Consider the following 23,985-nt stretch of genomic DNA (forward strand, 5'->3'; position numbering starts at 1 on the left):
GCCAGCGCGGCGGCGCGGCCGGCGCGTTCGGCCGTCCCGGCGGCGCGCCCCGGCGCGGCCGCAAGTCGAAGCGGGCGAAACGCGCCGAATACGAGAACATGCAGGCGCCGGTCGTCGGCGGCGTGCGGCTGCCGCACGGCAACGGCGAGACCATCCGGCTGGCCCGCGGCGCATCGCTGTCCGACTTCGCCGAGAAGATCGACGCCAACCCGGCCGCGCTGGTGCAGGCGCTGTTCAACCTCGGCGAGATGGTGACGGCCACCCAGTCGGTCGGTGACGAGACCCTCGAGCTGCTGGGCAGCGAGATGAACTACAACGTCCAGGTCGTCAGCCCGGAGGACGAGGACCGCGAGTTGCTGGAGTCCTTCGACCTGACCTACGGCGAGGACGAGGGCGGCGAGGAGGACCTGCAGACCCGGCCGCCGGTAGTGACCGTGATGGGTCACGTCGACCACGGTAAAACCCGGCTGCTGGACACCATCCGGAAAGCCAGCGTGCGCGAGGGCGAGGCCGGCGGCATCACCCAGCACATCGGCGCCTACCAGGTCTCGGTCGACCTGGACGGCAACGAGCGGCCGATCACGTTCATCGACACCCCGGGTCACGAGGCGTTCACCGCCATGCGTGCCCGCGGCGCCAAGGCGACCGACATCGCCATCCTGGTGGTGGCCGCCGACGACGGCGTGATGCCGCAGACGGTGGAGGCCATCAACCACGCGCAGGCGGCCGACGTGCCGATCGTGGTGGCGGTGAACAAGATCGACAAGGAGGGCGCCGACCCGCAGAAGATTCGCGGTCAGCTCACCGAGTTCGGTTTGGTGCCAGAGGAATTCGGTGGTGACACGATGTTCGTGGACATCTCGGCGAAGGAGGGCACCAACATCGAGGCGCTGGAGGAGGCGGTGCTGCTGACCGCCGACGCCGCCCTGGACCTGCGGGCCAACCCCGACATGGAGGCCCAGGGCGTGGCGATCGAGGCGCACCTGGACCGCGGCCGCGGACCGGTCGCCACGGTCCTGATCCAGCGCGGCACGCTGCGCGTCGGCGACTCCGTGGTCGCCGGCGACGCGTACGGTCGCGTCCGGCGCATGGTCGACGAGCACGGCGAGGACGTCGAGGAGGCGCTGCCGTCGCGGCCGGTGCAGGTCATCGGCTTCACGTCGGTGCCCGGCGCCGGTGACAACTTCCTGGTCGTCGATGAGGACCGCATCGCCCGCCAGATCGCCGACCGGCGCAGCGCGCGCAAGCGCAACGCCCTGGCGGCACGTTCGCGCAAGCGGATCAGCCTGGAGGACCTGGACTCGGCGCTGAAGGAAACCAGCCAGCTGAACCTGATCCTCAAGGGCGACAACGCCGGTACGGTCGAGGCGCTGGAGGAGGCCCTGCTGGGCATCCAGGTCGACGACGAGGTGGCGCTGCGCGTCATCGACCGCGGCGTCGGCGGCATCACCGAGACCAACGTCAACCTGGCGTCGGCTTCGGACGCGATCATCATCGGCTTCAACGTGCGCGCGGAGGGCAAGGCGACCGAGCTGGCCAACCGCGAGGGCGTGGAGATCCGCTACTACTCGGTGATCTACCAGGCGATCGACGAGATCGAGAAGGCCCTGCGCGGCATGCTCAAGCCGATCTACGAGGAACACCAGCTGGGCCGCGCCGAGATCCGTGCGCTGTTCCGCTCCTCGAAGGTCGGCATCATCGCCGGCTGCATGATCAGCTCGGGGGTGGTGCGCCGCAACGCCAAGGCGCGGCTGCTGCGGGACAACATCGTGGTCGCCGACAACCTCACGATCACCTCGCTGCGCCGGGAGAAGGACGACGTGACCGAGGTCCGCGAGGGCTTCGAATGCGGTATGACGTTGGGCTACAACGACATCAAGGAAGGCGACATCATCGAGTCCTACGAGTTGGTCCAGAAGGAGCGCGCGTAATGGCGGACCCCGCCCGCGCGCGCCGGCTGGCCAAACGGATCTTCACCATCGTCGCCTCGGCGATCGAGTTCGAGATCAAGGACCCGGGGCTGGACGGGGTCACCATCGTCGACGCGAAGGTGACCGCCGACCTGCACGACGCGACGGTGTTCTACACGGTGATGGGGCGCACGCTCGACGACGAGCCCGACTACGCCGCCGCCGCGGCCGCGCTGGAGCGGGCCAGGGGCGCGCTGCGCACCAAGGTCGGGGCCGGCACCGGCGTGCGTTTCACCCCCACCCTCACGTTCACCAGGGACACCACCGCCGACAGCGTGCAGCGGATGGACGAGTTGTTGCAGCGCGCCCGCGCCGCGGACGCCGACCTGGCGCGGGTGCGCTCGGGTGCCAAGCCGGCCGGGGAGGCCGATCCATACCGTGCCGGGGGGTCAAGCGATGCGCGCGACGGGAACGCCGGTGACGACGATCAACCCCAAGACTGAGCTGGCCGGCGTCCCGCCCGTCGGGACGCGCGTGGACGCCGCCGGCGCCGTCGAGCTGCTGTCGGCCGCCGCGACGATCGCGGTGGTCGCCCACGTACATCCCGACGCCGACACCATCGGCGCGGGGCTGGCGCTGGCCCTGGTGCTGGACAAGTGCGGCAAGGGCGTCGAGGTGAGCTTCGCCGCGCCGGCGACGCTGCCGGAATCGCTGGCGTCGCTACCCGGTTGCCACCTGCTGGTCAGCCCCGACGGCATGAGCCGCGACGTGGATTTGGTTGTGACCGTTGACGTTCCGAGCGTGAAGCGGCTGGGGGAGCTGAGCGACCTGGCCGGCCCCGGCCGCCGGGTGCTGGTCATCGACCACCACGCGTCCAACGAGATGTTCGGCAGCGTCAATTTCATCGACGTGTCGGCTGATTCCACCACGATGATGGTCGCCGACATCCTCGACGCGTGGGGCAAGCCGATCGACGTGGACGTGGCGCACTGCATTTACGCCGGGCTGACGACCGACACCGGGTCGTTCCGCTGGGCCAGCGCCCGCGCGCTGCGGCTGGCGGCCCGGCTGGTCGACGTCGGCGTCGACAACGCCGCGATCAGTCGGACGCTGATGGACACCCACCCGTTCGGGTGGCTGCCGCTGCTCTCGCGGGTGCTGGCCTCGGCGGAGTTGCTGCCCGACGCGGCCGGTGGACGCGGGCTGGTCTACGCCGTCGTCGGGCACCGGGACTGGATCGACTCCCGCCCGGAGGAGGTCGAGAGCATCGTCGACATCGTGCGGACGACGCAGCAGGCGGAGGTGGCGGCGGTCTTCAAGGAGGTCGACCCGCGGCAGTGGTCGGTGTCGATGCGGGCCAAGGCCGACGTGGATCTGGCGGCGGTGGCCTCACAGTTCGGCGGCGGCGGCCACCGGCTGGCCGCCGGCTACTCGACCGCCGGCTCGATCGACGACGCCGTGGCGTCGCTGCGCGCGGCCCTGGATTAGAACGCCCAGCTGCCCGACGGCTGCAACACGAATCCGTGCTCCCCGCTGGTGGTGTCCAGGCAGGCGACGAGGTTGTCGGCGCCGACCGCGCACGTCACGTTGAGGTATGACAGCTTCTGCCCCGCGCCCAGCGGTTTTCCGCCCGACTGCAGGGCGGGCGGGTTGCCGTCGCACCCGCCGTAGGTCATGCGGCTCAGTTCGTAGCCGGGTCCCTTGAAGTTCACCGAGCCCACCACGCAGTCGCCCGGTTTCGGATGACCCCCGCCCGGGAACGGCACGTCGTCCATTCCGGGCGCGTCGCCGCTGCACTTGATGTCCTGCGACGGTTGGGGCACGGGCGCCGGCCCGCCGTAGAAGTCGCACACCAGGGTCGGTGTGGCGGAGAAGCTGATGCGGGCCCCGCCGCCCTGGCGAGGCGTCGCGTACCCGTCCGCGGAAACGGCGGTGAACCTGTTCAGGTCGGGGAAGCCGGGAGGCAGCGCCGCGGCGCGCGGCGCCGACGCGATCGCGGATGCCGCCAGGGCCAGGCCGCCGAGGGCCCGCAGGGTGTTGCCGCGCATCGCGTCCTCCTAACGCACCTGCGCCCGCCCGCGCTGCAGGACGGCCGCGCGATTGGCGGCGATGTCCTCGCCGCTGGTGCGAAACTGCCTGGCCGCCATCGCCTCCAGCCACAGCCCGCCGCCGGTCTGCGAGTCGTCGATCCGGTGATAGGAGGCCAGCAGCGCCCGCACCGCGTCCCGGTTGTTGCCGACGATCGACGCCGCCACCTCCCGCGCGGCCGTCAGCAGCCGGTCGTGCGGCACCACCTCGGTGACCAGGCCGCCGCGCAGCGCGTCGGCGGCGGACAGGTAGTCCCCGGTCAGGCTCATGCGCCGGGCCAGGCCGATGCCCACCTTCTGCGGCAACCGCACGCTGAGCCCCCACGTCGGCAGCAGGCCCACCCGGGCGTGCGTGTCGGCGAAGCGGGCCCGCTCGGAGGCGATCAGGACGTCGCAGTACAGGGCCAGCTCCAGCCCGCCGGTGACCGCCGCGCCGTTGATCGCGCCGATGACCGGCTTGGTCAGCGGCGGCCACCGCGGCGAGATGTCCGGGAGCGCCGCCTCGCTGCCCAGCTCCTTGAGGTCGAGTCCCGCGCAGAACACCGGATCGGTGCCGGTGACGATCACGACGTCGACGCCGTCGTCGGTCTCCGCGTCGGCCAGGGCGCCGAAGAACCGGTCCCGCAGCGCGGCGGACAGCGCGTTGCGCGCCTGCGGCCGGTTGAGGGTCAGCGTGCGCACCCGCTCGTCGGTCTCGATCAGCAGGACGTCGTCGGTCATGTGTTCACCGTAGAGGGTGGCGTGCTGCCCTTATCGTGGAGCCATGTGCCGGAACATCACCGAACTGCGCGGATTGCAGCCGGCGGCCACGCCGGAGGAGGTTGCGGCGGCCGCGCGCCAGTATGTGCGCAAGGTCAGCGGCATCACCCACCCGTCGGCCGCGAACGCCGACGCTTTCGAGGCCGCGGTCGCCGAGGTCACCGAGGCGACGACCCGACTGCTGGCCGCCTTGCCGCCGCGCCGCCAGCCGCCGAAGACCGTCCCGCCGCTGCGCCGGCCCGAGGTGCTGGCCCGCCTCGCGCGGGCGACGTGACCCGGAGCGCGACCGTGCCCGCGCTCAAGGAGTGGGGCGCGGTGGTGCACGCGCTGCTCGCCGGGCGCCAGCGGGTGCTGCTGCGCAAGGGCGGCGTCGGCGAGAAGCGGTTCGAGTTGGCCGCACGCGAGTTCCTGCTGTTCCCGACGGTCGCGCACAGCCACGCCCAGCGCGTCCGGCCCGAGCATCGCGACCTGCTGGACGCCGGGGCGCACGACAGCGCCGACGATCACCTGGTGCTGCGGGCGGCGGCGAAAGTCGTTGCGGCGCAAGAGGTCAACCGACCCGATGGCCTTGCGGCGATCGAGGACCTGCACATCTGGACCGCCGAGTCGGTGCGCGCGGACCGGCTCGACTTCCGCCCCAGGCACAAGCTGGCCGTGCTGGTGGTCTCGGTGATCCCGCTGGCCGAGCCGGTGCGCATCGAGCGCACCCCCGAGTTCGCGGGCTGCAAAAGCTGGGTGGAGCTTGCGCCGGCGGGTGTTCGGCTGGCCGCGCCGGTCTGCGACGAGGCCGAGCTGGACCGGGTTGCCCGCCGGGTGCGCGACGCGGTCGGCTGACTCACGGGAGGGCGGGCCCGACGGGCAGCAGCAGCCGGGAGCGCCCGTAGTGCACGGTGTGGGTGGCCGGCGTGGATTGCGAGCCCGTCAGCAACGGTTCGTCGGTGCCGAGGTTGCGCGCGAAGCGCGGAAACCAGCTGCCCGCGATCAGGACCCGGATGCGTGAGCCCGCCCGAAAGCGATGAGCGATCCCGTCCAGTTCGACCCGGACGGTTTTCGTCTTGCCGCTCAGCCGCCGGTAGCCGTCGCTGACGTTGCGGGAGCGGCCACGTGCATCGACCTCGCTCACCCGGACGAACAGATCGACATGGGGATTGTCCGAGCCGTGCGCCAGCTCCATCATCGGGTTGCCGTAGACATACAGGTCGTCGGTCAGCGTGAGGCTGGTGAAGGCGAGCACGTCGTCGCGCAGGGGGAGCTTGCTGTCGTCGCGGTAGCCGCTGTTCGTGGACAGCAGCGGGCCGCCGATGGTGGGCGTCGGGTCGGCCGGGTCGTAGCGAAATGTCGCCGGCGCCGATCCCTTGAGCTTCGGTGGTGCGGTCTCACCCAGGTGCCCGCCCGGCCGCAGATACAGCGCCCGTTCGGTGGTGGCCGGCGGCCAGTCGGGGAGGTGGCGCCAACCCGAGCCGGTGACGCACGCGCGCACCCTGCTGGGCCGGCGCAGCGGCGCGCCACCCAGGTGGGCGTCGAGCCAGTCCAGCGTGTCGCGCGCGCTGACCGGCAGCGCCTTGCCGAGCAGCTGGGTGTGCGTCCAGGCCCCCATCGTGAGCGCGACGTCGACGCCCCGGCCGCGCAGCTGCGCGTACTGCTGCAGCGTCTGCCGCACGAAGATGTCCTGCCAGCCGCCGATGAGCAGCACCGGCACCCGCACGCGGTCCAGCGCCTCGCGGAACTGCAGCGAGTCCCAGAACGCCCCCTCGGGGTTTTCGACCCACGATTCGAACCACGGCGCGCCCGCGCCGAGCAGCGCCCGGGCCGCGGCGCCGAGGGGCAGCCCGCCGGCCGCCTCCGCCACCTTGCGCCGGGCCTGCAGCTGGCGCAGCGCCTGCCGGATGCGTGCGGGGTCCTCCTGGTTGGCGACCAGGTGGCTCCAGCCCAGGAAGTCGTTGAGGGCGAACGAGCCGGTTCCCCACACCGAGGCGTTGAAATCGTGCGGGCCCGCGGTGATGACGGCCGCGGCCAGCTCCGGCGGCGGATCCTGCAGCACCGCCCACTGGGTGAAGCCCAGATACGACACGCCGAGCGTGGCGAAGCGGCCGGTGAACCACGGCTGCTCGCGCAGCCAGGCCACCGTGTCGGCGCCGTCGGCGGCCTCGTTGACCATCGGCTCGAAGTCCCCGCCCGACCCGAACGTCCCGCGCACGCTCTGCAGCAGCACGTGATACCCGCGCGCGGCGTACAGCCGGGCGTACGCCAGCGAGAACGGGAAGGCCCTGCCGTACGGCCCGCGGACCAGCAGGGTGCCGGTGGGGCCGGGCGTGTCGGGCGCGTAGTGGTCGGCCGCCAGGTGCACCCCGTCGCGCATCGGCACGTCGACGCGCTCCACGGTGTACTCGGTGGTCGCCCGGGGCAGGCCCAGCGCCCGGCCGAGCGCGGCGTCGCCGGCGCGGCTCGCGCGGCTCGGCCGGCGTTGCGCGGGACGGGCGGAGGCCGCGGGGGTCGTCGCGGAGGTGGTGGTCACGACCCCAGGCTAGGCGCCTGTCCGGCTAAAACTTGTAATACGGCGCGAGGTCGTTGGCGCGCTGCACGTTGGTGGACATGCAGTCGACTTCCGGGTTGGAGTAGACCGTCGAGTAGTACAGGGCCTGCTGGAGGACCCCGTAGCTGGTCTTGAACGCCACCATGCACGAGAAGAACCAGAAGCTGTTGTGATACGTCGGCTTCATCACCCAGTACTGCGCGGCCCGGTGACCGGCGATCGTGGTCTCGACGGCGTCGGCGGGCAGGGACTGTTCGTAGGTGCGCCAGACGATGGGTTCGACGGCCAGCTGGTAGTTGCCCGCGTCGAAGTGGCAGCGCAGCCCGTCCTCGTGTTCGGGCGGTGTGAAGGCCAGCCCGAGCCGCTGTACGGCGTCGAACGGGATGTCCTCGCACGCGTCGAAGGGGCGCGGGTCGGTCGTCGCGACGATGGGACTCTTCATCGTGGTCTCCATCGGCTGGGCGGTCGACCGCAGCTGCACGGGCCCGGCCCCGCCCGGCCCCGGCGGGGCGCTCAGCCACCCCACCGCCACCGCCGTGGCCAGCGCGCCCAGCGCCGAAATCACCCGCAGATTGGCGAACACGATGCCTGCTACCCCCACCCGGTCTTGCCTCGGCCCTTCTTGCCGGGAGTGTACAAGTCGTGTTGGCGGCGTCACAGTAAAAAGAGAACACGTTCTAATCGGGGCGGGCAAGGGCCCGGTGGAAACCGGCTCGTCGCGGCGCGTTGGCTAGGCTGGTTAGTCGTGGCTGGGCAACAAAGGGGGGACGAATCGGCGAACGGGGCGCAGCCGACGCTGTGGGCGGTTTCCGACCTGCACACCGGCCACCTCGGCAACAAGCCGGTCACCGAATCGCTGCACCCGTCGTCGCCGGACGACTGGCTGATCGTCGCCGGCGACGTCGCCGAACGCACCGACGACATCCGGTGGGCGCTTGACCTGCTGCGGCGGCGGTTCGCGAAGGTGATCTGGGTGCCGGGCAACCACGAGCTGTGGACCACCAGCCGCGACCCCGTGCAGGTCTTCGGCAGGGCGCGCTACGACTATCTGGTCGACATGTGCGACGAGCTGGGCGTGGTCAGCCCGGAGCACCCGTTTCCGGTGTGGACCGAGCGCGGCGGCCCGGCCACGATCGTGCCGATGTTCCTGCTGTACGACTACACCTTCTTGCCGGAGGGCGCGGCGAGCAAAGCCGAGGGCATGGCCATCGCCCGGGCGCGCAACGTGGTGGCCACCGACGAATTCCTGCTCTCCTCCGAGCCGTACCCCACCCGCGAGGCCTGGTGCCGGGAGCGGCTGGCCGCCACCCGCGCCCGCCTCGAAGAGCTGGACTGGATGACACCGACGGTCCTGGTGAATCACTTCCCCCTCGTGCGGGAGCCCTGCGACGCGCTGTTCTACCCGGAGTTCTCGCTGTGGTGCGGAACCACCAGGACCGCCGACTGGCACACCCGCTACAACGCCGTCTGCTCGGTCTACGGGCACCTGCACATCCCGCGCACCACCTGGTACGACGGCGTGCGCTTCGAGGAGGTGTCGGTGGGTTATCCGCGGGAGTGGCGCCGGCGCAAGCCGTACAGCTGGCTGCGCCAGGTGTTGCCGGATCCCCGGTACGCGCCCGGCTATCTCAACGACTTCGGCGGTCACTTCGTGATCACCCCCGAGATGCGCCGGCAGGCCGAGCAGTTCCGGGAACGAGTGCGGCAGCGGCAATCCCGATGACGGGCCGCACGCTGGTGTCGTCGGTGTTGCCCGACGCCCTGCTCTCTTCGGGGTCCGAGGACCTCGCCTACACCGAGGTGTTTTCCGACCCCCCGGGCCTGGCCCCGCTGCCCGAAGAGGAGCCGCTGATCGCCAAGTCGGTCGCCAAGCGGCGCAACGAGTTCATCACCGCCCGGCACTGCGCCCGCGTCGCGATGAGCGAGCTCGGCATCCCGCCGGTGCCGATCCTCAAGGGTGACAAGGGCCAGCCGTGCTGGCCCGACGGCGTGGTCGGCAGCCTCACCCACTGCACCGGCTACCGCGGCGCGGTGGTGGGCCGCGCCCCCGCGGTGCGCTCGGTGGGCATCGACGCCGAACCGCACGACGTGCTGCCCGACGGCGTGCTGGGCGCGATCGCCCTGGACGAGGAGCGCCACGAGATCGCCGCGCTGCCCGATGGCCTGCACTGGGACCGAATCCTGTTCTGCGCCAAGGAGGCGACGTACAAGGCCTGGTTCCCGCTGACCGAGCGGTGGCTCGGTTTCGAGGACGCCCACATCGTGTTCGACCTCGACCCGCCCGGCGGGCGGACCTCCGGGGTGTTCGTCTCCAAGATCCTGGTCGACGGCACGGCCCTGTCGGGTCCGCCGTTGACCTCGCTGCGGGGCCGGTGGTCCGTCGAGCGGGGGCTGGTGCTCACCGGGATCGTGCTTTGACCGAACCGGGCATCGTGGTGGTCGACAAGCCGGCCGGAATGACCAGCCACGACGTCGTCGGGCGGTGCCGGCGGATCTTCGCCACCCGCAGGGTCGGGCACGCCGGGACGCTGGACCCGATGGCCACCGGCGTGCTGGTGATCGGCGTCGAGCGGGCCACCAAGATCCTCGGCCTGCTGACCGCGGCGTCGAAGTCGTATGCCGCCACCATCCGGCTGGGTCAGACCACCTCCACCGAGGACGCCGAAGGCGAAGTGGTGCAATGCGTTTCGGCGTCGGGCGTGACGGACGCGGCGATCGCGGCCGCCGTCGACGGCCTGCGCGGCGATCTCGAGCAGGTGCCGTCGGCGGTCAGCGCGATCAAGGTGGGCGGCCGGCGCGCGTATCGGTTGGCCCGCGAGGGTCAGGCCGTCGAGCTGGCGGCCCGGCCGGTGCGCATCGACCGGTTCGAGGTGCTGGCCGTGCGGCGGGAGGGCGCCTTCGTCGACGTCGACGTCGAGGTCGACTGCTCGTCGGGGACCTACATCCGCGCGCTGGCCCGCGATCTCGGGGCGGCGCTCGGGGTCGGCGGGCACCTGACGGCGTTGCGGCGCACCCGCGTCGGGCGCTTCGGGCTGGACCGGGCGCGCTCGCTGGACGACCTGGCCGAACGGCCCCGGCTGAACTGGTCGCTGGACGAGGCGTGCCTGCTGCTGTTTGCGCGCCGCGACCTGTCCGCCGAGGAGGCCGAGGCGGCGAGCAACGGCCGGTCCCTGCCGCCGGCCGGGATCGACGACATCTACGCCGCCGCCGACGCCGAGGGCCGGGTGATCGCCCTGCTGCGCGACGAGGGCCCGAGGACCAAGTCGGTGGTGGTCCTCCGCCCGGCGACGCTCTCGCGGTAGGTTCGTACGGGTGAGCGAAGACAGGGTCCGCGTGCGCATCGCGGACGGTGGCGTAGCCACCGTGACGATGGTGCGCACCGACAAACACAATGCGCTTGACCAAGCCATGTTCGAGGGCTTGATGAACGCGGCAGCGCAGCTGGCAGAAGACAATTCGGTACGTGCGGTGGTGCTGCACGGCGAGGGGAAGAGCTTCTGCTCGGGCCTGGACGTCGCCGGCTTCATGTCCGGACAGGGTGGCACCGGGGTGCTGCTGCAACGCGACGGCGACCGGGTGGCCAACTTTGCGCAACGCGTGGCCTACGACTGGTCCCTGGTGCCGGCGCCGGTCATCGCCGCGATCCACGGGAACTGCTTCGGCGGCGGCCTGCAGATCGCGCTGGGCGCCGACATCCGGATCGCCGCACCGGACGCGAACCTGTCCATCATGGAGGTCAAGTGGGGGCTGGTTCCCGACATGGGCATCACGCAGACAATCCCGCGACTCGTCCCGATCGACGTGGCCAAGGAGCTGACCTTCAGCGGTCGCATCGTGGCAGGCAGCGAGGCTTTGGTACTCGGACTGGTCACGCGAAACAGTGACGATCCGCTGGGATCGGCGCTGGCACTCGCGGACGAGATCGCGCGCAAATCTCCCGATGCCGTTCGCGCTGCCAAGCGCCTCTACGACGAAACGTGGCTCAGCAACGACGCCGCGGCCGCCCTCAAACGCGAAACCGAGCTGCAAGTCGGTCTGCTCGGCAAGCCCAATCAGCTGGCCGCCGTGGTGGCCGGAATGTCGGGGGAGGACCCGGTCTTCGTCGACCCCGCCTGACGTCGGGCGCCCTGGCAGCGACGGGGGTTCCAGCGACCACGTCGACCCGGCTAAGCTCCGGACCAGACGGGTGTGAACTCGCCCCACATCTGCGGAAGGCGCACTATGTCCAAGAAGGTTTACGTCGTCGGCGTCGGCATGACGAAATTCGAGAAGCCCGGCCGCCGGGAGGGCTGGGACTACCCGGACATGGCGCGGGAGTCGGGCACCAACGCGCTGACCGACGCGGGCATCGACTACCGCGAGGTGGAGCAGGGCTACGTCGGCTACGTCGCCGGCGACTCGACGTCGGGGCAGCGGGCGCTCTACGAGCTGGGCATGACCGGAATCCCGATCGTCAACGTCAACAACAACTGCTCGACCGGCTCGACGGCGCTGTTTTTGGCCGCGCAGGCCGTCCGCGGCGGGATCGTCGACTGCGCCATCGCGCTCGGCTTCGAGAAGATGCAGCCCGGCGCGCTCAGCGGCGGCGCGCAGGACCGCGAGTCGCCGATGGGCAGGCACGTCAAGGCGATGGCGGAGATCGACGAGTTCGCGATGCCGGTCGCGCCGTGGATGTTCGGCGCCGCCGGGCGCGAGCACATGCGCCAATACGGCAGCACCGCAGAGCATTTCGCCAAGATCGGCTACAAGAACCACAAGCACTCCACCAACAACCCGTTCGCGCAGTTCCAGGAGTCCTACACGCTCGACGACATCCTGGCGTCGCGGATGATCTCCGACCCGCTGACCAAGCTGCAGTGCTCGCCGACCTCCGACGGGTCGGGCGCGGCGATCGTGGCCTCGGAGAGCTTCGTCGACAGCCACGGGCTGGCCGGCCGGGCGGTGGAGATCGTCGGCCAGGCGATGACCACCGACTTCGAGTCGACGTTCGACGGCAGCGCCAAGAACCTCATCGGCTATGACATGAATGTCCAGGCTGCCCAACGGGTTTACCAGCAGTCCGGGTTGGGCCCCGAGGACTTCCAGGTGATCGAGCTGCACGACTGCTTCTCGGCCAACGAGCTGCTGCTGTACGAGGCCCTGGGTCTGTGCGGCCCGGGCGAGGCGCCCAAGCTGATCGACAACGGCGACACCACCTACGGCGGCCGCTGGGTGGTCAACCCGTCCGGTGGGCTGATCTCCAAGGGCCACCCGCTCGGCGCGACCGGCCTGGCGCAGTGCGCCGAGCTGACCTGGCAGCTCCGGGGGACCGCGGACAAGCGTCAGGTCGACAACGTGTCCGCGGCGCTGCAGCACAACATCGGGCTGGGCGGCGCCGCCGTCGTCACGGCCTACCAGCGCGCCGAACGCTGAACCGTGATCGAGTGGTCCGACACGGACCTGATGGTCCGGGACGCCGTTCGCCAGTTCATCGACAAGGAGATACGCCCGCACCTCGACGAGCTGGAATCCGGGGCGCTGTCCCCCTATCCGATCGCCCGCAAGCTGTTCAGCCAGTTCGGTCTCGACGTCATGGCCGCCGAGTCGGTCCAGAAGATGCTGGACCGGGAGCGTACCGGACAGCCCGAAAGGGTCGGCAGCACAGACGGTTTCGGTGCTCAGGGATCGATGGTCGCGGTGCTGGTGTCCGAAATCGCCCGCGTCAGCATCGGATTGCTGAGCACCGCGTCGGTCAGCCTCGGTCTGGGCGCGGCGACCATCATGAGCCGCGGCACGCTGGCCCAGAAGGAACGCTGGCTGCCCGACCTGATGACGCTGAAGAAGATCGCGGCGTGGGCCATCACCGAGCCGGACTCCGGCTCGGACGCGTTCGGCGGCATGAAGACCTACGTCAAGCGCGACGGGGAGGATTACCTCCTCAACGGCCAGAAGACGTTCATCACGAACGGGCCCTACGCCGACGTTCTGGTTGTCTACGCGAAACTCGACGAGGGGGATGCGACGGTCGATCGGCGCAACCGGCCGGTGCTGATCTTCGTGCTCGACGCGGGGATGCCGGGCCTCACCCAGGGCAAGCCGTTCAAGAAGATGGGCATGATGTCCTCGCCGACGGGCGAGTTGTTCTTCGACAACGTGCGGCTGACCCCCGACCGCCTGCTCGGCGGGAGCGAGCAGGCCGGCGGGGACGGCCGCGAAAGCGCCCGGGACAATTTCGCCGCCGAGCGCATCGGGATCGCGATGATGGCGCTGGGCATCATCAACGAATGCCACCGGCTGTGCGTGGATTACGCCAAGACCCGCACGCTGTGGGGCCGCAACATCGGGCAGTTCCAGCTGATCCAGCTCAAGCTGGCGAAGATGGAAATCGCGCGGATGAACGTGCAGAACATGGTGTTTCAGACGATCGAGCGGCAGCGGGCGGGCAAGCCGCTGACGCTGGCGGAGGCGTCGGCCATCAAGCTGTACTCCTCGGAGGCGGCCACCGACGTCGCGATGGAGGCCGTGCAGCTGTTCGGCGGCAACGGCTACATGGCCGAGTACCGCGTCGAACAGCTGGCCCGCGACGCGAAGTCGCTGATGATCTACGCCGGGAGCAACGAGGTTCAGGTCACCCACATCGCCAAGGGGCTGTTGAGCTGACACCGGATCGCGGGCGTAACCGCACTGCGAAGATCCGCGCCGGAAATCGCGGCCCCGTCACGCTCGCGGGCTGACGACCTAGGCGACCACCCAGATCGCCCGCGCCGCCGGGCTGCCGAGGTCGACGGTGCACTCGGCGCCGTCGGCGGATTCGATCGCGATCGAGACCATGCCGGCGAATTCCCGGCGGGTCAGCACGCGCAGCCGCGAGTCCAGCCGGATGCCGACGTCGGCGAAATAGCGCAGCATCTCCGGGTCGGAATCGGAGATGCGGGCCACCGTCCCGGTGTCGCCGTCGCCACACGCCCACAGCTGGCGGGCCGGCGGCGTGGGCACCTGCCCGTCGGAGGCGGGGATGGGATCGCCGTGGGGGTCGCGCCGGGGGTAACCCAGCTTGGCGTCGATGCGGGCGACCAGCCGGTCCGACACCGCGTGCTCGAGCACCTCCGCCTCGTCGTGCACCTCGTCCCAGGCGTAGCCGAGCTCGTTGACCAGGAAGGTCTCCAGCAGGCGGTGGCGGCGCACCACCTCGAGGGCCGCCCGCCGCCCCGCCTCGGTCAGCGTCACCGCGCCGTACTTCTCGTGGTTGACCAGGCCCTGCTCGGCGAGTTTGCGGATCGACTCCGAGGCCGTGCTGGCCGACACCCCGATCCGGTCGGCCAGCATTTTGGTGCTGACCTTCGCGGGCCCGGAGTCCGTGGACCATTCCTGGGCATTCCAGATGACCTTCAGGTAGTCCTGGCCGACCGCGGTGATACCGCCAGGCTCATCGTCAGCCCTCACAAGCAGAAAGTTTAGGCAAACCTGGCCCGGCGCGGCGTGCCACCGGCGATCTGACGCGCCATGTCGCGGCGCGGCGCCGTAGGCTTGCGGTCGTGCAGCGGTGGCGCGGCCAAGACGAGATTCCCACGGACTGGGGCAGATGCGTGGTCACCATCGGGGTGTTCGACGGGGTGCATCGCGGCCACGCCGAGCTGATCGCGCACGCGGTGAAGGCCGCCCGCGCCCGCAACGTCCCGACGGTCCTGATGACGTTCGACCCGCACCCGATGGAAGTGGTCTATCCCGGCAGCCACCCCGCGCAGCTGACGACCCTGACGCGGCGCGCCGAGCTCGTCGAGGAGCTGGGTATCGACGTCTTTCTGGTGATGCCGTTCACGAGCGACTTCATGAAGCTCACCCCGGAGCGCTACATCCACGAGCTGCTGGTGGAGAACCTGCATGTGGTGGAGGTGGTGGTGGGGGAGAACTTCACGTTCGGCAAGAAGGCCGCCGGCAACGTCGAGACCCTGCGCCGCGCCGGCGAGCGGTTCGGTTTCGCGGTGGAGTCCATGTCCCTGCTGTCGGAGCACCACAGCAACGAGACCGTGACGTTCTCGTCCACCTACATCCGGTCCTGCGTGGACGCCGGCGACATGGTGGCGGCGACGGAGGCGCTGGGCCGCCCCCATCGCGTCGAGGGCGTCGTCGTCCGCGGCGAGGGGCGGGGCATGGAGCTGGGCTTCCCCACCGCCAACGTGGCGCCGCCGATGTACTCGGCCATCCCGGCCGACGGCGTGTACGCGGCGTGGTTCACGGTGCTGGGGCACGGGCCGGTGGCGGGCACCGTCATCCCGGGGGAGCGCTACCAGGCCGCGGTGTCCGTCGGCACCAACCCGACCTTCTCCGGGCGCACCCGCACCGTCGAGGCGTTCGTCCTGGACACCAGCGCCGATCTGTACGGGCAGCACGTGGCGCTGGACTTCGTCGCGCGCATCCGCGGGCAGCGCAGGTTCGACACGATCAAGGGCCTCGTCGCGGCGATGGGCGAGGACACCGAACGGGCCCGCACGCTGCTCACGGAGTGAGCGCCCCCGACGATTCGAGTCCGCCACCGCCCCGCTGCTAGACTGCCGGACGACATCGGCGCGTGCTGCGGTTCGCGGTGGCCGCGCCTTGATACCCAATGATCGCGGACCGATTGATGGAGTAGTTTCGTGGCGCTTACTGCCGAGCAGAAAAAAGAAATCCTGGGCTCGTACGGCCTGCACGACACCGACACCGGGTCCCCGGAGGCCCAGGTCGCCCTGCTGACCAGGCGAATCGCCGACCTCACCGAGCACCTCAAGGTGCACAAGCACGACCACCACTCGCGGCGCGGACTGCTGCTGCTGGTGGGGCGCCGGCGGCGGCTGCTCAAGTACGTCTCCCAGATCGATGTGGAGCGGTACCGCTCGCTCGTCGAGCGGCTGGGCCTGCGCCGCTGAGGCCGGGCAAAGCCCGAGGCTTGCCGCGGGCTGTGTTCGCCCGTGTAGAGTGGGACCGTTCTGGGCCTCTTTCGGCCCGAGCAAACGGTGCGGTTTGCGCAGATCCGCGTGAGCCGTTCCAGCGCGTCACTGCGTGTGTCCGACGGAGCAGCACAGTCTGCATCGGGCGGTCTTCGGTAGTGGCTGCCGGGCTCTCCGGATCTGGGGCAGGTCGGCCGCTTCGATCGATGGCCGTAGCCGCATTCAGACTCTCGTTCTCCGGGTCGCATCAGGGCGCGCGAAAAAGCGAATACCCAGAGAGGCCGTACGGACACCCATGTCTGTAGCTGAAATTGAAGAGGGCGTCTTCGAGGCGACCGCCACCATCGACAACGGGAGCTTCGGCACCCGCACCGTCCGTTTCGAGACCGGCAGGCTGGCCCAGCAGGCCGCCGGAGCCGTCGTCGCGTACCTGGACGACGAGAACATGCTGCTGTCGGCGACCACCGCCAGCAAGAGCCCCAAGGAGCACTTCGACTTCTTCCCGCTGACGGTCGACGTCGAGGAGCGGATGTACGCCGCCGGGCGCATCCCCGGCTCGTTCTTCCGCCGCGAGGGCCGCCCCTCCACCGACGCGATCCTGACCTGCCGGCTCATCGACCGCCCGCTGCGCCCGTCGTTCGTGAGCGGCCTGCGCAACGAGATCCAGGTCGTGGTGACGATCCTGAGCCTGGACCCCAACGACCTGTACGACGTGCTGGCGATCAACGCCGCGTCGGCCTCCACCCAGCTGGCCGGCCTGCCGTTCTCCGGTCCCATCGGCGGCGTGCGGGTGGCCCTGATCGACGGCACCTGGGTCGCCTTCCCCACGGTCGAGCAGCTCGAGCGCGCGGTGTTCGACATGGTGGTGGCCGGGCGCATAGTCGGCGACGGTGACACAAAAGACGTCGCGATCATGATGGTCGAGGCCGAGGCCACCGAGAACGTCATCGAGCTCGTCGAGGGCGGGGCCCCCGCGCCGACGGAAACCGTTGTGGCCGAAGGCCTGGAGGCCGCCAAGCCGTTCATCGCCGTGCTGTGCGCCGCGCAGCAGGAACTGGCCGACGCGGCCGCGAAGCCCACCGGGGATTACCCGGTGTTCCCCGACTACGGCGACGACGTCTACTACTCGGTGGCCTCGGTGGCCACCGACGAGCTGGCCAAGGCGCTGACCATCGGCGGCAAGGCCGAGCGCGACGCGCGCACCGACGAGCTGAAGGCCGAGGTGGCCCAGCGGCTCGCTGCGACGTACGAGGGCCGGGAAAAGGAGGTCGGCGCCGCGTTCCGCGCGCTGACCAAGAAGCTGGTCCGCCAGCGCATCCTGACCGACCACTTCCGCATCGACGGCCGGGGCATCACCGACATCCGCGCGCTGTCGGCGGAGGTCGCCGTCGTGCCGCGCGCACACGGCAGCGCCCTGTTCGAGCGCGGAGAGACCCAGATCATGGGCGTCACCACGCTGGACATGGTGAAGATGGCACAGCAGATCGACTCGCTGGGGCCCGAAACCTCCAAGCGCTACATGCACCACTACAACTTCCCGCCCTACTCGACCGGCGAGACCGGCCGGGTCGGTTCGCCGAAGCGGCGCGAGATCGGCCACGGCGCGCTCGCCGAGCGGGCCCTGATCCCGGTGCTGCCCAGCGTCGAGGAGTTCCCCTACGCCATCCGCCAGGTGTCGGAAGCGTTGGGCTCCAACGGTTCGACGTCGATGGGCTCGGTCTGCGCGTCCACCCTTGCGCTGCTGAACGCCGGGGTGCCGCTCAAGGCGCCGGTCGCCGGCATCGCGATGGGCCTGGTCTCCGACGAGGTCGAGGTCGACGGCAAGACCGAGCGTCGCTTCGTCACCCTGACCGACATCCTGGGCGCCGAGGACGCGTTCGGCGACATGGACTTCAAGTGCGCCGGCACCAAGGACTACGTCACCGCGCTGCAGCTGGACACCAAGCTGGACGGCATCCCGTCGCAGGTGCTGGCCGGCGCGCTGGCGCAGGCCAAGGACGCCCGGCTGACCATCCTCGAGGTGATGGCCGAGGCCATCGACTCGCCCGACGAGATGAGCCCGTACGCCCCTCGGGTGACCACCATCAAGGTCCCGGTCGACAAGATCGGCGAGGTCATCGGGCCCAAGGGCAAGGTCATCAACGCGATCACCGAGGAGACCGGCGCGCAGATCTCCATCGAGGACGACGGCACCGTGTTCGTCGGCGCCACCGACGGGCCCTCGGCGCAGGCCGCGATCGACCGGATCAACGCCATCGCCAACCCGCAGCTGCCGACCGTGGGCGAGCGATTCCTCGGAACCGTGGTCAAGACAACGGATTTCGGTGCCTTCGTGTCGCTGTTGCCGGGCCGCGACGGCCTGGTGCACATCTCCAAGCTCGGCAAGGGCAAGCGCATCGCGAAGGTCGAGGACGTGGTGAACGTCGGCGACAAGCTGCGGGTGGAGATCGCCGACATCGACAAGCGGGGCAAGATCTCCCTGGTGCTGGTGGCCGACGAGGACTCGGCGGAGTCAGCCGACTCGGCGGACACGCCGCCCGCCGCGCCCGCTCCTGCCGATGCCGCCAGCTCCGTCTAGGAAACCCCCCGCGCCGTCCCTGCGCCGGGGCGCGCAGCTCGCCGGGGTGAACGCCGACCACAAGGCCGTCCGGCGCACCACGCTGCCGGGCGGCCTGCGGGTGGTCACCGAGCACCTGCCCGCCGTGCGCTCCGCGTCGGTCGGGGTCTGGGTCGGGGTCGGATCGCGCGACGAGGGCGCGACCGTGGCCGGGGCGGCGCACTTCCTCGAGCATCTGCTGTTCAAGTCGACCCCGACCCGCACCGCCGTGGACATCGCGCAGGCGATGGACGCCGTCGGCGGGGAGCTGAACGCGTTCACCGCGCGCGAGCACACCTGCTACTACGCGCACGTGCTGGACAGCGACCTGGAGCTGGCCGTCGACCTGGTCGCCGACGTGGTGCTCAACGGCCGGTGCGCCGCCGAGGACGTCGAGCTGGAACGCGACGTCGTCCTCGAGGAGATCGCCATGCGCGACGACGACCCGGAGGACGCGCTGGGCGACATCTTCCTGTCGACGCTCTTCGGCGACCACCCGGTGGGCCGCCCCGTGATCGGCACCGCGCGTTCCGTGTCGGAGATGACGCGCTCGCAACTGCACTCGTTCCACGTGCGGCGCTACACCCCGGAGCGGATGGTCGTCGCGGTGGCCGGCAACGTCGACCACGACCACGTCGTCGCGCTGGTGCGCGAGCACTTCGGCAAGCACCTGGTCCGCGGCCGGCAGCCCGTCGCGCCGCGCAAGGGCGCCGGGCGGATCACCGGAAAACCCGGGCTGACGCTGATCAACCGGGACGCCGAGCAGACCCACGTGTCGCTGGGTGTCCGCACCCCGGGGCGCGGCTGGGAGCATCGCTGGGCCCTGTCGGTGCTGCACACCGCGCTGGGCGGCGGCCTGAGCTCCAGGCTGTTCCAGGAGGTTCGGGAGCTGCGCGGCCTGGCCTATTCGGTCTACTCGGCGGTGGACATCTTCGCCGACAGCGGCGCGCTGTCGGTGTACGCCGCGTGCCTGCCCGAGCGGTTCCCCGACGTGATGCGGGTCACCAGCGCCGTGCTCGACGCGGTGGCCCGCGACGGCATCACCGAGGCCGAATGCCGCATCGCCAAGGGGTCGTTGCGCGGCGGCCTGGTGCTCGGCCTGGAGGACTCCAGCGCCCGGATGAGCCGCATCGGCCGCAGCGAGCTGAACTACGGCCGGCACCGCAGCATCGAACACACCCTGCAACGCATCGACGAGGTGACCGTCGAGGAGGTCAACGCGGTGGCCCGCCGGCTGCTGGGCAGGCGCTACGGCGCCGCCGTCCTGGGCCCGTACGCCTCCAAACGATCGCTGCCCCAACAACTTCGGGCGATGGTACATTAGCGCCGTGGTTCTCGGCTTTTGGGATATCGCGGTGCCCATCGTGGGTGCGCCGATGGCCGGCGGCCCGGGCACCCCGGCGTTGGCCGCGGCGGTGTCCAACGCCGGCGGCCTCGGCTTCATCCCCGGCGGGTACGTGAGCGCGGAGCGGTTCGCCGAGGACATCGCGGCGGCCCGCGCCATGACCACCGGCCCGCTGGGCGTCAACCTGTTCGTGCCCCAGCCCAGCGTCGCGGACTGGATCGCGCTGGACTATTACGCCGACGAGCTCGAGGGCATCGCCGAGCACTACCAGTGCGAGGTGGGCCGGCCGGAGTTCGGCGACGACGACGACTGGGAGCGCAAGCTCGAGGTGGTCGCCGACGTCCATCCGGAGCTGGTGTCGTTCACCTTCGGCGTGCCGCCGCCGGACGTCATCCGGCGCCTCAGCGCGCACGGGCTGTTGGTGATGGTCACGGTGACATCGGCCTACGAGGCCGGGATCGCCGTCGCCGCCGGCGCCGACAGCCTGGTGGTGCAGGGGCCCGGCGCCGGCGGGCACCGCGGCACCTTCGCGCCGGACATGGAACCCGGCACCGAGTCGCTGCACGACCTGATCGACCGGATCCACCGGGCGCACCGCGACGTCCCGATCATCGCGGCGGGCGGGCTGGGCACCGCCGAGGACGTCGCAGGCGTGCTGCGCCGGGGGGCCGTCGCCGCGCAGGTCGGCACCGCGCTGCTGCTGAGCGACGAGGCGGGCACCAGCCAGGCGCACCGCACCGCCATGAAGAACCAGCTCTTCGCCAAAACCATCGTCTCCCGTGCGTTCTCGGGCCGGTACGCCCGCGGCCTGGAAAACGAATTCATCCGCCTGCTCGACAACGTGGCCCCGCTGGGCTACCCCGAGGTCAACCAGATGACGCTGCCGATCCGCGAGGCCGCCACCGAGCGGGAGGACCCGAACGGGATGGCGCTGTGGGCCGGGACGTCGTTCCGGGAGGCCCGCCCGGGCTCGGTGGCCGACATCGTCGCCGGCCTCGGCGGGTGACGGTGGCCGGGCAGGGCCCGGCGAACACTGTCAGAGGACGACCGCAGCCGGAGCGGTGCACGGCAGGCCGAGGTCGTCGGCGACCTGTTCGGACAGCAGCATCCCGTCGTGCGTCGAAAGCCCTTTGGCCAGAGCGGGATCCGACCGGCACGCCGCCCGCCAGCCCTGGGCGGCGAGCTTGAGCACGTACGGCATCGTGGCGTTGGTCAGCGCGACGGTCGACGTCTTGGGCACCGCGCTGGGCATGTTCGCCACGCAGTAGAACAGGGTGTCGTGCACGGCGAACGTCGGGTCGTCGTGCGTGGTGGGCCGCGAATCCTCGAAGCAGCCGCCCTGGTCGATGGAGATGTCCACCAGCACCGCGCCCTGCTTCATCTGCGCGACAAGGGAATTCGGTATCAGTGTGGGCGCCTTGTGGCCGGGCACGAGTACGGCTCCGATCACCAGGTCGGCGCGTTTGACGGCGCCGCCCAGCTCGTACGCGGAGGAATAGCGGGTGCCGACGCGGCCGCCGAACTCGGCGTCGAGGAGCCGAAGCTTGCCGATGTTGACGTCGAACACCATGACGCTGGCGCCCATGCCGCCGGCGACCCGCGCGGCGTTGTAGCCGGCCGTGCCGGCGCCGATCACCACGACATCGGCGCCCTTGACGCCCGGCACGCCGCCCATCAAAACGCCGCGCCCGCCCTGGGTGCGCATCAGGTGATAGGCACCCACCTGCGCCGCGAGCCGGCCGGCGACCTCGCTCATCGGGGCCAGCAACGGCAGCGAGCCGTCGTCGGCCTGGACCGTCTCGTAGGCGATCGACGTTGTGCCGGAGGCCAACAGCGCGTCGGTGCAGGCGCGCGAGGCGGCCAGATGCAGGTAGGCGAACAGGACCTGCCCGTTGCGCAGCAGGCCGTATTCGGGCTCGATCGGCTCCTTGACCTTGAGCAGCAGGTCCGCGTCGGCCCAGACCTGCTCGGCGGTGTCGGCCAGTTCGGCCCCGGCCGCCTTGAATTCCGCGTCGGGGATGGCCGAGCCGTCTCCGGCGCCGGTCTGGACGAGCACCTCGTGGCCGCGGTGGGTCAATTCCGCGACGCCGGCGGGGGTGATCGCCACCCTGAACTCGTTGGTCTTGATCTCGGTTGGGACGCCGACGCGCATGGCTCAAGTGTGGAGAAACTCCGCCGGGGCCGCAAACACCGGGCACCGGCGCCGGGGAGGCGGAGGGCGCTGCTCGACGCCGTTGGCACGCTGGCCGCGGTTCCCCGATTCGGCCCGTTGCGCGGTGGCTCGACGCGCTTATGATCGGCAAATGGATGACCACCGGGTCACGGCACCGATGCCGAGCGGCGGCCCGGGCCGGGTAGCCGGCCCGTGACGACCCCGACGGGGCGCGATCCGGCCGTGGCCGTCGTGGGAGCGGGCATGTCCGGGCTGTGCATGGCAATCGCGTTGCTGCGCAACGGGATCACCGATGTCACGGTCTACGAGAAGGCCGACGAGGTGGGCGGCACCTGGCGGGAGAACACGTACCCCGGGCTGACCTGCGACGTGCCGTCGCGGGTCTATCAGTACACCTTCGCGACCAAGCCCAACTGGACGCACATGTTTTCGCCCGGCGGCGAGATCCAGGCCTACTTCCGCGGCGTCGCCGACGAATTCGGGCTGCGGGACCGCATCCGGTTCGGCACCGAAATCGTCAGCGCCCGTTTCGAGGACGACCGCTGGGTGGTGCGCACCGACGCCGGCGACGAATCGGCCGTCGACTTCCTGATCTCGGCGACCGGCGTGCTGCACCACCCCAGGATGCCGTCGATCGCCGGGTTGGACGCCTTCGCCGGCCCCGTCTTCCATTCCGCGCGCTGGGACCATTCCATCGACGTCGCGGGGCGCCGGATCGCGGTGATCGGCAACGGATCCACCGGCGTGCAGCTCGTCTGCGGGCTGGCCGGCGTGGCGGGCAGGGTGGCGCTGTTCCAGCGCCCCGCGCAGTGGATAGTCCCGATGCCCAACCCGCGATACTCCCGGTTCGCCGGTGTCACCCATCGGGTGATGCCGTGGCTGGATCGGTTGGCGTACCGGGCGTACAGCCTGGTCTTCGACACCTTCGCGGTCGCGCTGACCAAACCCGGGCTGCGGCGCAGGGCGATGGGGGCGCTGTGCCGGGCCAGCCTGCGCCGCGTGCGCGACCCCGACTTGCGTGCGGCGCTGACGCCCTCATACCAGCCGATGTGCAAGCGGTTGGTGGTGTCGGGCGGGTTCTACCGCGCGATCCAGCGCGACGACGTCGAGCTGGTGACCGACGGCATCGACCACGTGGAACCGCGGGGCATCGTCACCGACGACGGCAAGCTGCACGAGGTGGACATCATCGTCGCGTGCACCGGGTTCGACACCCACGCGTTCTTCCGGCCGATGCGATTGACCGGCCGCGACGGCATCGACGCCGACGAGGTGTGGCGCGACGGGCCGCGGGCCCACCGGACCGTGGCCATGCCCGGTTTCCCCAACTTCTTCATGATGCTGGGGCCGCACAGCCCGGTGGGCAACCATTCGCTGACCGCCGTGGCCGAGCACCAGGCCGGACACATCCTGGGCTGGATCCAGGCGTGGCGCCGCGGCGAATTCGACACGGTCGAGCCCACGCAGTCGGCGACCGAGAGCTACAACGCGAAGCTGCGCGCCGCGATGCCGGACACGGTGTGGACCACCGGCTGCGACAGCTGGTACCTGAACAAGGACGGGGTGCCCGAGGTGTGGCCGTTCACACCGGCCGAACACCGCGCGATGCTGGCCAAGACGGATCTGCGAGAGTACGACTTGCGCAGGCGCGTGGCCGCGCGCTGAGGGGAGGGCCC

Annotated in this window: 23 protein-coding genes; 17 read left to right on the top strand and 6 right to left on the bottom strand. The window is 70.6% G+C overall.

Features of this window, described 5'->3' with window-relative positions:
- From infB to A5705_RS12250, 3 genes are all read left to right on the top strand, one after another.
- Window positions 1-1,931 (top strand): translation initiation factor IF-2 (infB, locus tag A5705_RS12240; RefSeq protein ID WP_068277728.1); only part of this gene is annotated, 1,931 nt, incomplete at its 5' end.
- Window positions 1,931-2,413 carry a 30S ribosome-binding factor RbfA gene (gene rbfA / locus A5705_RS12245; protein ID WP_068277731.1) on the top strand — a complete coding sequence of 161 codons (483 nt, stop codon included), beginning with the start codon at window positions 1,931-1,933 and terminating at the stop codon, window positions 2,411-2,413. The genes infB and rbfA, both read left to right, overlap by 1 nt.
- Complete coding sequence (locus A5705_RS12250) at window positions 2,388-3,398, top strand: bifunctional oligoribonuclease/PAP phosphatase NrnA (RefSeq protein ID WP_068277807.1); 1,011 nt, start codon at window positions 2,388-2,390, stop codon at window positions 3,396-3,398. Before rbfA ends, A5705_RS12250 begins: the two co-directional genes overlap by 26 nt.
- Here the strand turns inward: A5705_RS12250 and A5705_RS12255 are convergent.
- Together A5705_RS12255 and A5705_RS12260 are read right to left on the bottom strand one after the other, a co-directional pair.
- Window positions 3,395-3,958 carry a hypothetical protein gene (locus tag A5705_RS12255; RefSeq protein WP_068277734.1) on the bottom strand — a complete coding sequence of 188 codons (564 nt, stop codon included), beginning with the start codon at window positions 3,956-3,958 and terminating at the stop codon, window positions 3,395-3,397. The genes A5705_RS12250 and A5705_RS12255 overlap by 4 nt on opposite strands.
- A 9-nt stretch (window positions 3,959-3,967) precedes the next feature.
- A complete protein-coding gene (locus A5705_RS12260) occupies window positions 3,968-4,717 on the bottom strand; it encodes an enoyl-CoA hydratase (RefSeq protein WP_068277736.1) in 750 nt (249 codons plus the stop codon).
- Window positions 4,718-4,760: 43 nt separating this feature from the next.
- Between A5705_RS12260 and A5705_RS12265 the strand changes: the two genes are divergently transcribed.
- Window positions 4,761-5,030 carry a DUF2277 domain-containing protein gene (locus A5705_RS12265; protein ID WP_067882655.1) on the top strand — a complete coding sequence of 90 codons (270 nt, stop codon included), beginning with the start codon at window positions 4,761-4,763 and terminating at the stop codon, window positions 5,028-5,030.
- The gene (locus A5705_RS12270) at window positions 5,027-5,590 is read left to right on the top strand and encodes a DUF1802 family protein (protein WP_068277738.1); all 564 of its coding nucleotides are present in this window, start codon (window positions 5,027-5,029) and stop codon (window positions 5,588-5,590) included. The genes A5705_RS12265 and A5705_RS12270 overlap by 4 nt, the downstream gene beginning before the upstream one ends.
- Before the next feature lies 1 nt (window position 5,591).
- Here the strand turns inward: A5705_RS12270 and A5705_RS12275 are convergent, their stop codons facing one another.
- On the bottom strand, window positions 5,592-7,271 hold the full coding sequence (locus tag A5705_RS12275) for a CocE/NonD family hydrolase (RefSeq protein WP_068277740.1): 1,680 nt from the start codon (window positions 7,269-7,271) through the stop codon (window positions 5,592-5,594).
- A gap of 25 nt (window positions 7,272-7,296) precedes the next feature.
- A complete protein-coding gene (locus A5705_RS12280; protein ID WP_067882652.1) occupies window positions 7,297-7,872 on the bottom strand; it encodes a DUF3558 domain-containing protein in 576 nt (191 codons plus the stop codon).
- Window positions 7,873-8,034: 162 nt separating this feature from the next.
- Here A5705_RS12280 and A5705_RS12285 point away from each other — a divergent pair, with 162 nt between their 5' ends.
- The 6 genes from A5705_RS12285 to A5705_RS12310 all read left to right on the top strand — a co-directional run bounded on the left by A5705_RS12285 (window position 8,035) and on the right by A5705_RS12310 (window position 13,928).
- Window positions 8,035-9,012, top strand: coding sequence for a metallophosphoesterase (locus tag A5705_RS12285; protein ID WP_068277743.1), 978 nt, complete (start codon window positions 8,035-8,037; stop codon window positions 9,010-9,012).
- Entirely contained in the window at window positions 9,009-9,707 is a 699-nt protein-coding gene (locus tag A5705_RS12290; RefSeq protein ID WP_068277746.1) for a 4'-phosphopantetheinyl transferase, read from the top strand. The genes A5705_RS12285 and A5705_RS12290 overlap by 4 nt, the downstream gene beginning before the upstream one ends.
- Entirely contained in the window at window positions 9,704-10,591 is an 888-nt protein-coding gene (gene truB, locus A5705_RS12295) for a tRNA pseudouridine(55) synthase TruB (protein WP_067882647.1), read from the top strand. The genes A5705_RS12290 and truB overlap by 4 nt, the downstream gene beginning before the upstream one ends.
- A gap of 10 nt (window positions 10,592-10,601) precedes the next feature.
- Window positions 10,602-11,405: a crotonase/enoyl-CoA hydratase family protein gene (locus A5705_RS12300; protein ID WP_068277749.1), complete on the top strand. Its 804-nt coding sequence runs from the start codon at window positions 10,602-10,604 to the stop codon at window positions 11,403-11,405.
- Between the two features lie 105 nt (window positions 11,406-11,510).
- Entirely contained in the window at window positions 11,511-12,701 is a 1,191-nt protein-coding gene (locus A5705_RS12305) for a lipid-transfer protein (RefSeq protein ID WP_068277751.1), read from the top strand.
- 3 nt (window positions 12,702-12,704) lie between these two features.
- The gene (locus tag A5705_RS12310; protein WP_067882641.1) at window positions 12,705-13,928 is read left to right on the top strand and encodes an acyl-CoA dehydrogenase family protein; all 1,224 of its coding nucleotides are present in this window, start codon (window positions 12,705-12,707) and stop codon (window positions 13,926-13,928) included.
- 78 nt (window positions 13,929-14,006) lie between these two features.
- Here A5705_RS12310 and mntR read toward each other — a convergent pair whose 3' ends face one another.
- Window positions 14,007-14,711 (bottom strand): manganese-binding transcriptional regulator MntR, encoded by a 705-nt coding sequence (gene mntR / locus A5705_RS12315; RefSeq protein ID WP_067882639.1) that lies wholly within the window; start codon window positions 14,709-14,711, stop codon window positions 14,007-14,009.
- A gap of 92 nt (window positions 14,712-14,803) precedes the next feature.
- Between mntR and A5705_RS12320 the strand changes: the two genes are divergently transcribed.
- The 5 genes from A5705_RS12320 to A5705_RS12340 all read left to right on the top strand — a co-directional run bounded on the left by A5705_RS12320 (window position 14,804) and on the right by A5705_RS12340 (window position 21,142).
- The gene (locus A5705_RS12320; RefSeq protein ID WP_067882636.1) at window positions 14,804-15,775 is read left to right on the top strand and encodes a bifunctional riboflavin kinase/FAD synthetase; all 972 of its coding nucleotides are present in this window, start codon (window positions 14,804-14,806) and stop codon (window positions 15,773-15,775) included.
- Window positions 15,776-15,904: 129 nt separating this feature from the next.
- Window positions 15,905-16,174 carry a 30S ribosomal protein S15 gene (gene rpsO / locus A5705_RS12325; protein WP_066909705.1) on the top strand — a complete coding sequence of 90 codons (270 nt, stop codon included), beginning with the start codon at window positions 15,905-15,907 and terminating at the stop codon, window positions 16,172-16,174.
- 316 nt (window positions 16,175-16,490) lie between these two features.
- The gene (locus tag A5705_RS12330; protein WP_067882634.1) at window positions 16,491-18,773 is read left to right on the top strand and encodes a polyribonucleotide nucleotidyltransferase; all 2,283 of its coding nucleotides are present in this window, start codon (window positions 16,491-16,493) and stop codon (window positions 18,771-18,773) included.
- Window positions 18,754-20,115: a pitrilysin family protein gene (locus A5705_RS12335; protein ID WP_067882632.1), complete on the top strand. Its 1,362-nt coding sequence runs from the start codon at window positions 18,754-18,756 to the stop codon at window positions 20,113-20,115. The genes A5705_RS12330 and A5705_RS12335 overlap by 20 nt, the downstream gene beginning before the upstream one ends.
- 4 nt (window positions 20,116-20,119) lie before the next feature.
- Window positions 20,120-21,142, top strand: coding sequence for a nitronate monooxygenase (locus A5705_RS12340; protein WP_067882630.1), 1,023 nt, complete (start codon window positions 20,120-20,122; stop codon window positions 21,140-21,142).
- A 30-nt stretch (window positions 21,143-21,172) separates the two neighbouring features.
- Here the strand turns inward: A5705_RS12340 and ald are convergent, their stop codons facing one another.
- Complete coding sequence (gene ald / locus A5705_RS12345) at window positions 21,173-22,288, bottom strand: alanine dehydrogenase (RefSeq protein WP_067882629.1); 1,116 nt, start codon at window positions 22,286-22,288, stop codon at window positions 21,173-21,175.
- Between the two features lie 213 nt (window positions 22,289-22,501).
- Between ald and A5705_RS12350 the strand changes: the two genes are divergently transcribed.
- Window positions 22,502-23,974: an NAD(P)/FAD-dependent oxidoreductase gene (locus tag A5705_RS12350; protein ID WP_255400365.1), complete on the top strand. Its 1,473-nt coding sequence runs from the start codon at window positions 22,502-22,504 to the stop codon at window positions 23,972-23,974.
- Window positions 23,975-23,985: the final 11 nt, after the last annotated feature.

It is taken from the genome of Mycobacterium sp. E787 (genome assembly GCF_001668725.1).
Classification (GTDB): Bacteria; Actinomycetota; Actinomycetes; order Mycobacteriales; family Mycobacteriaceae; genus Mycobacterium.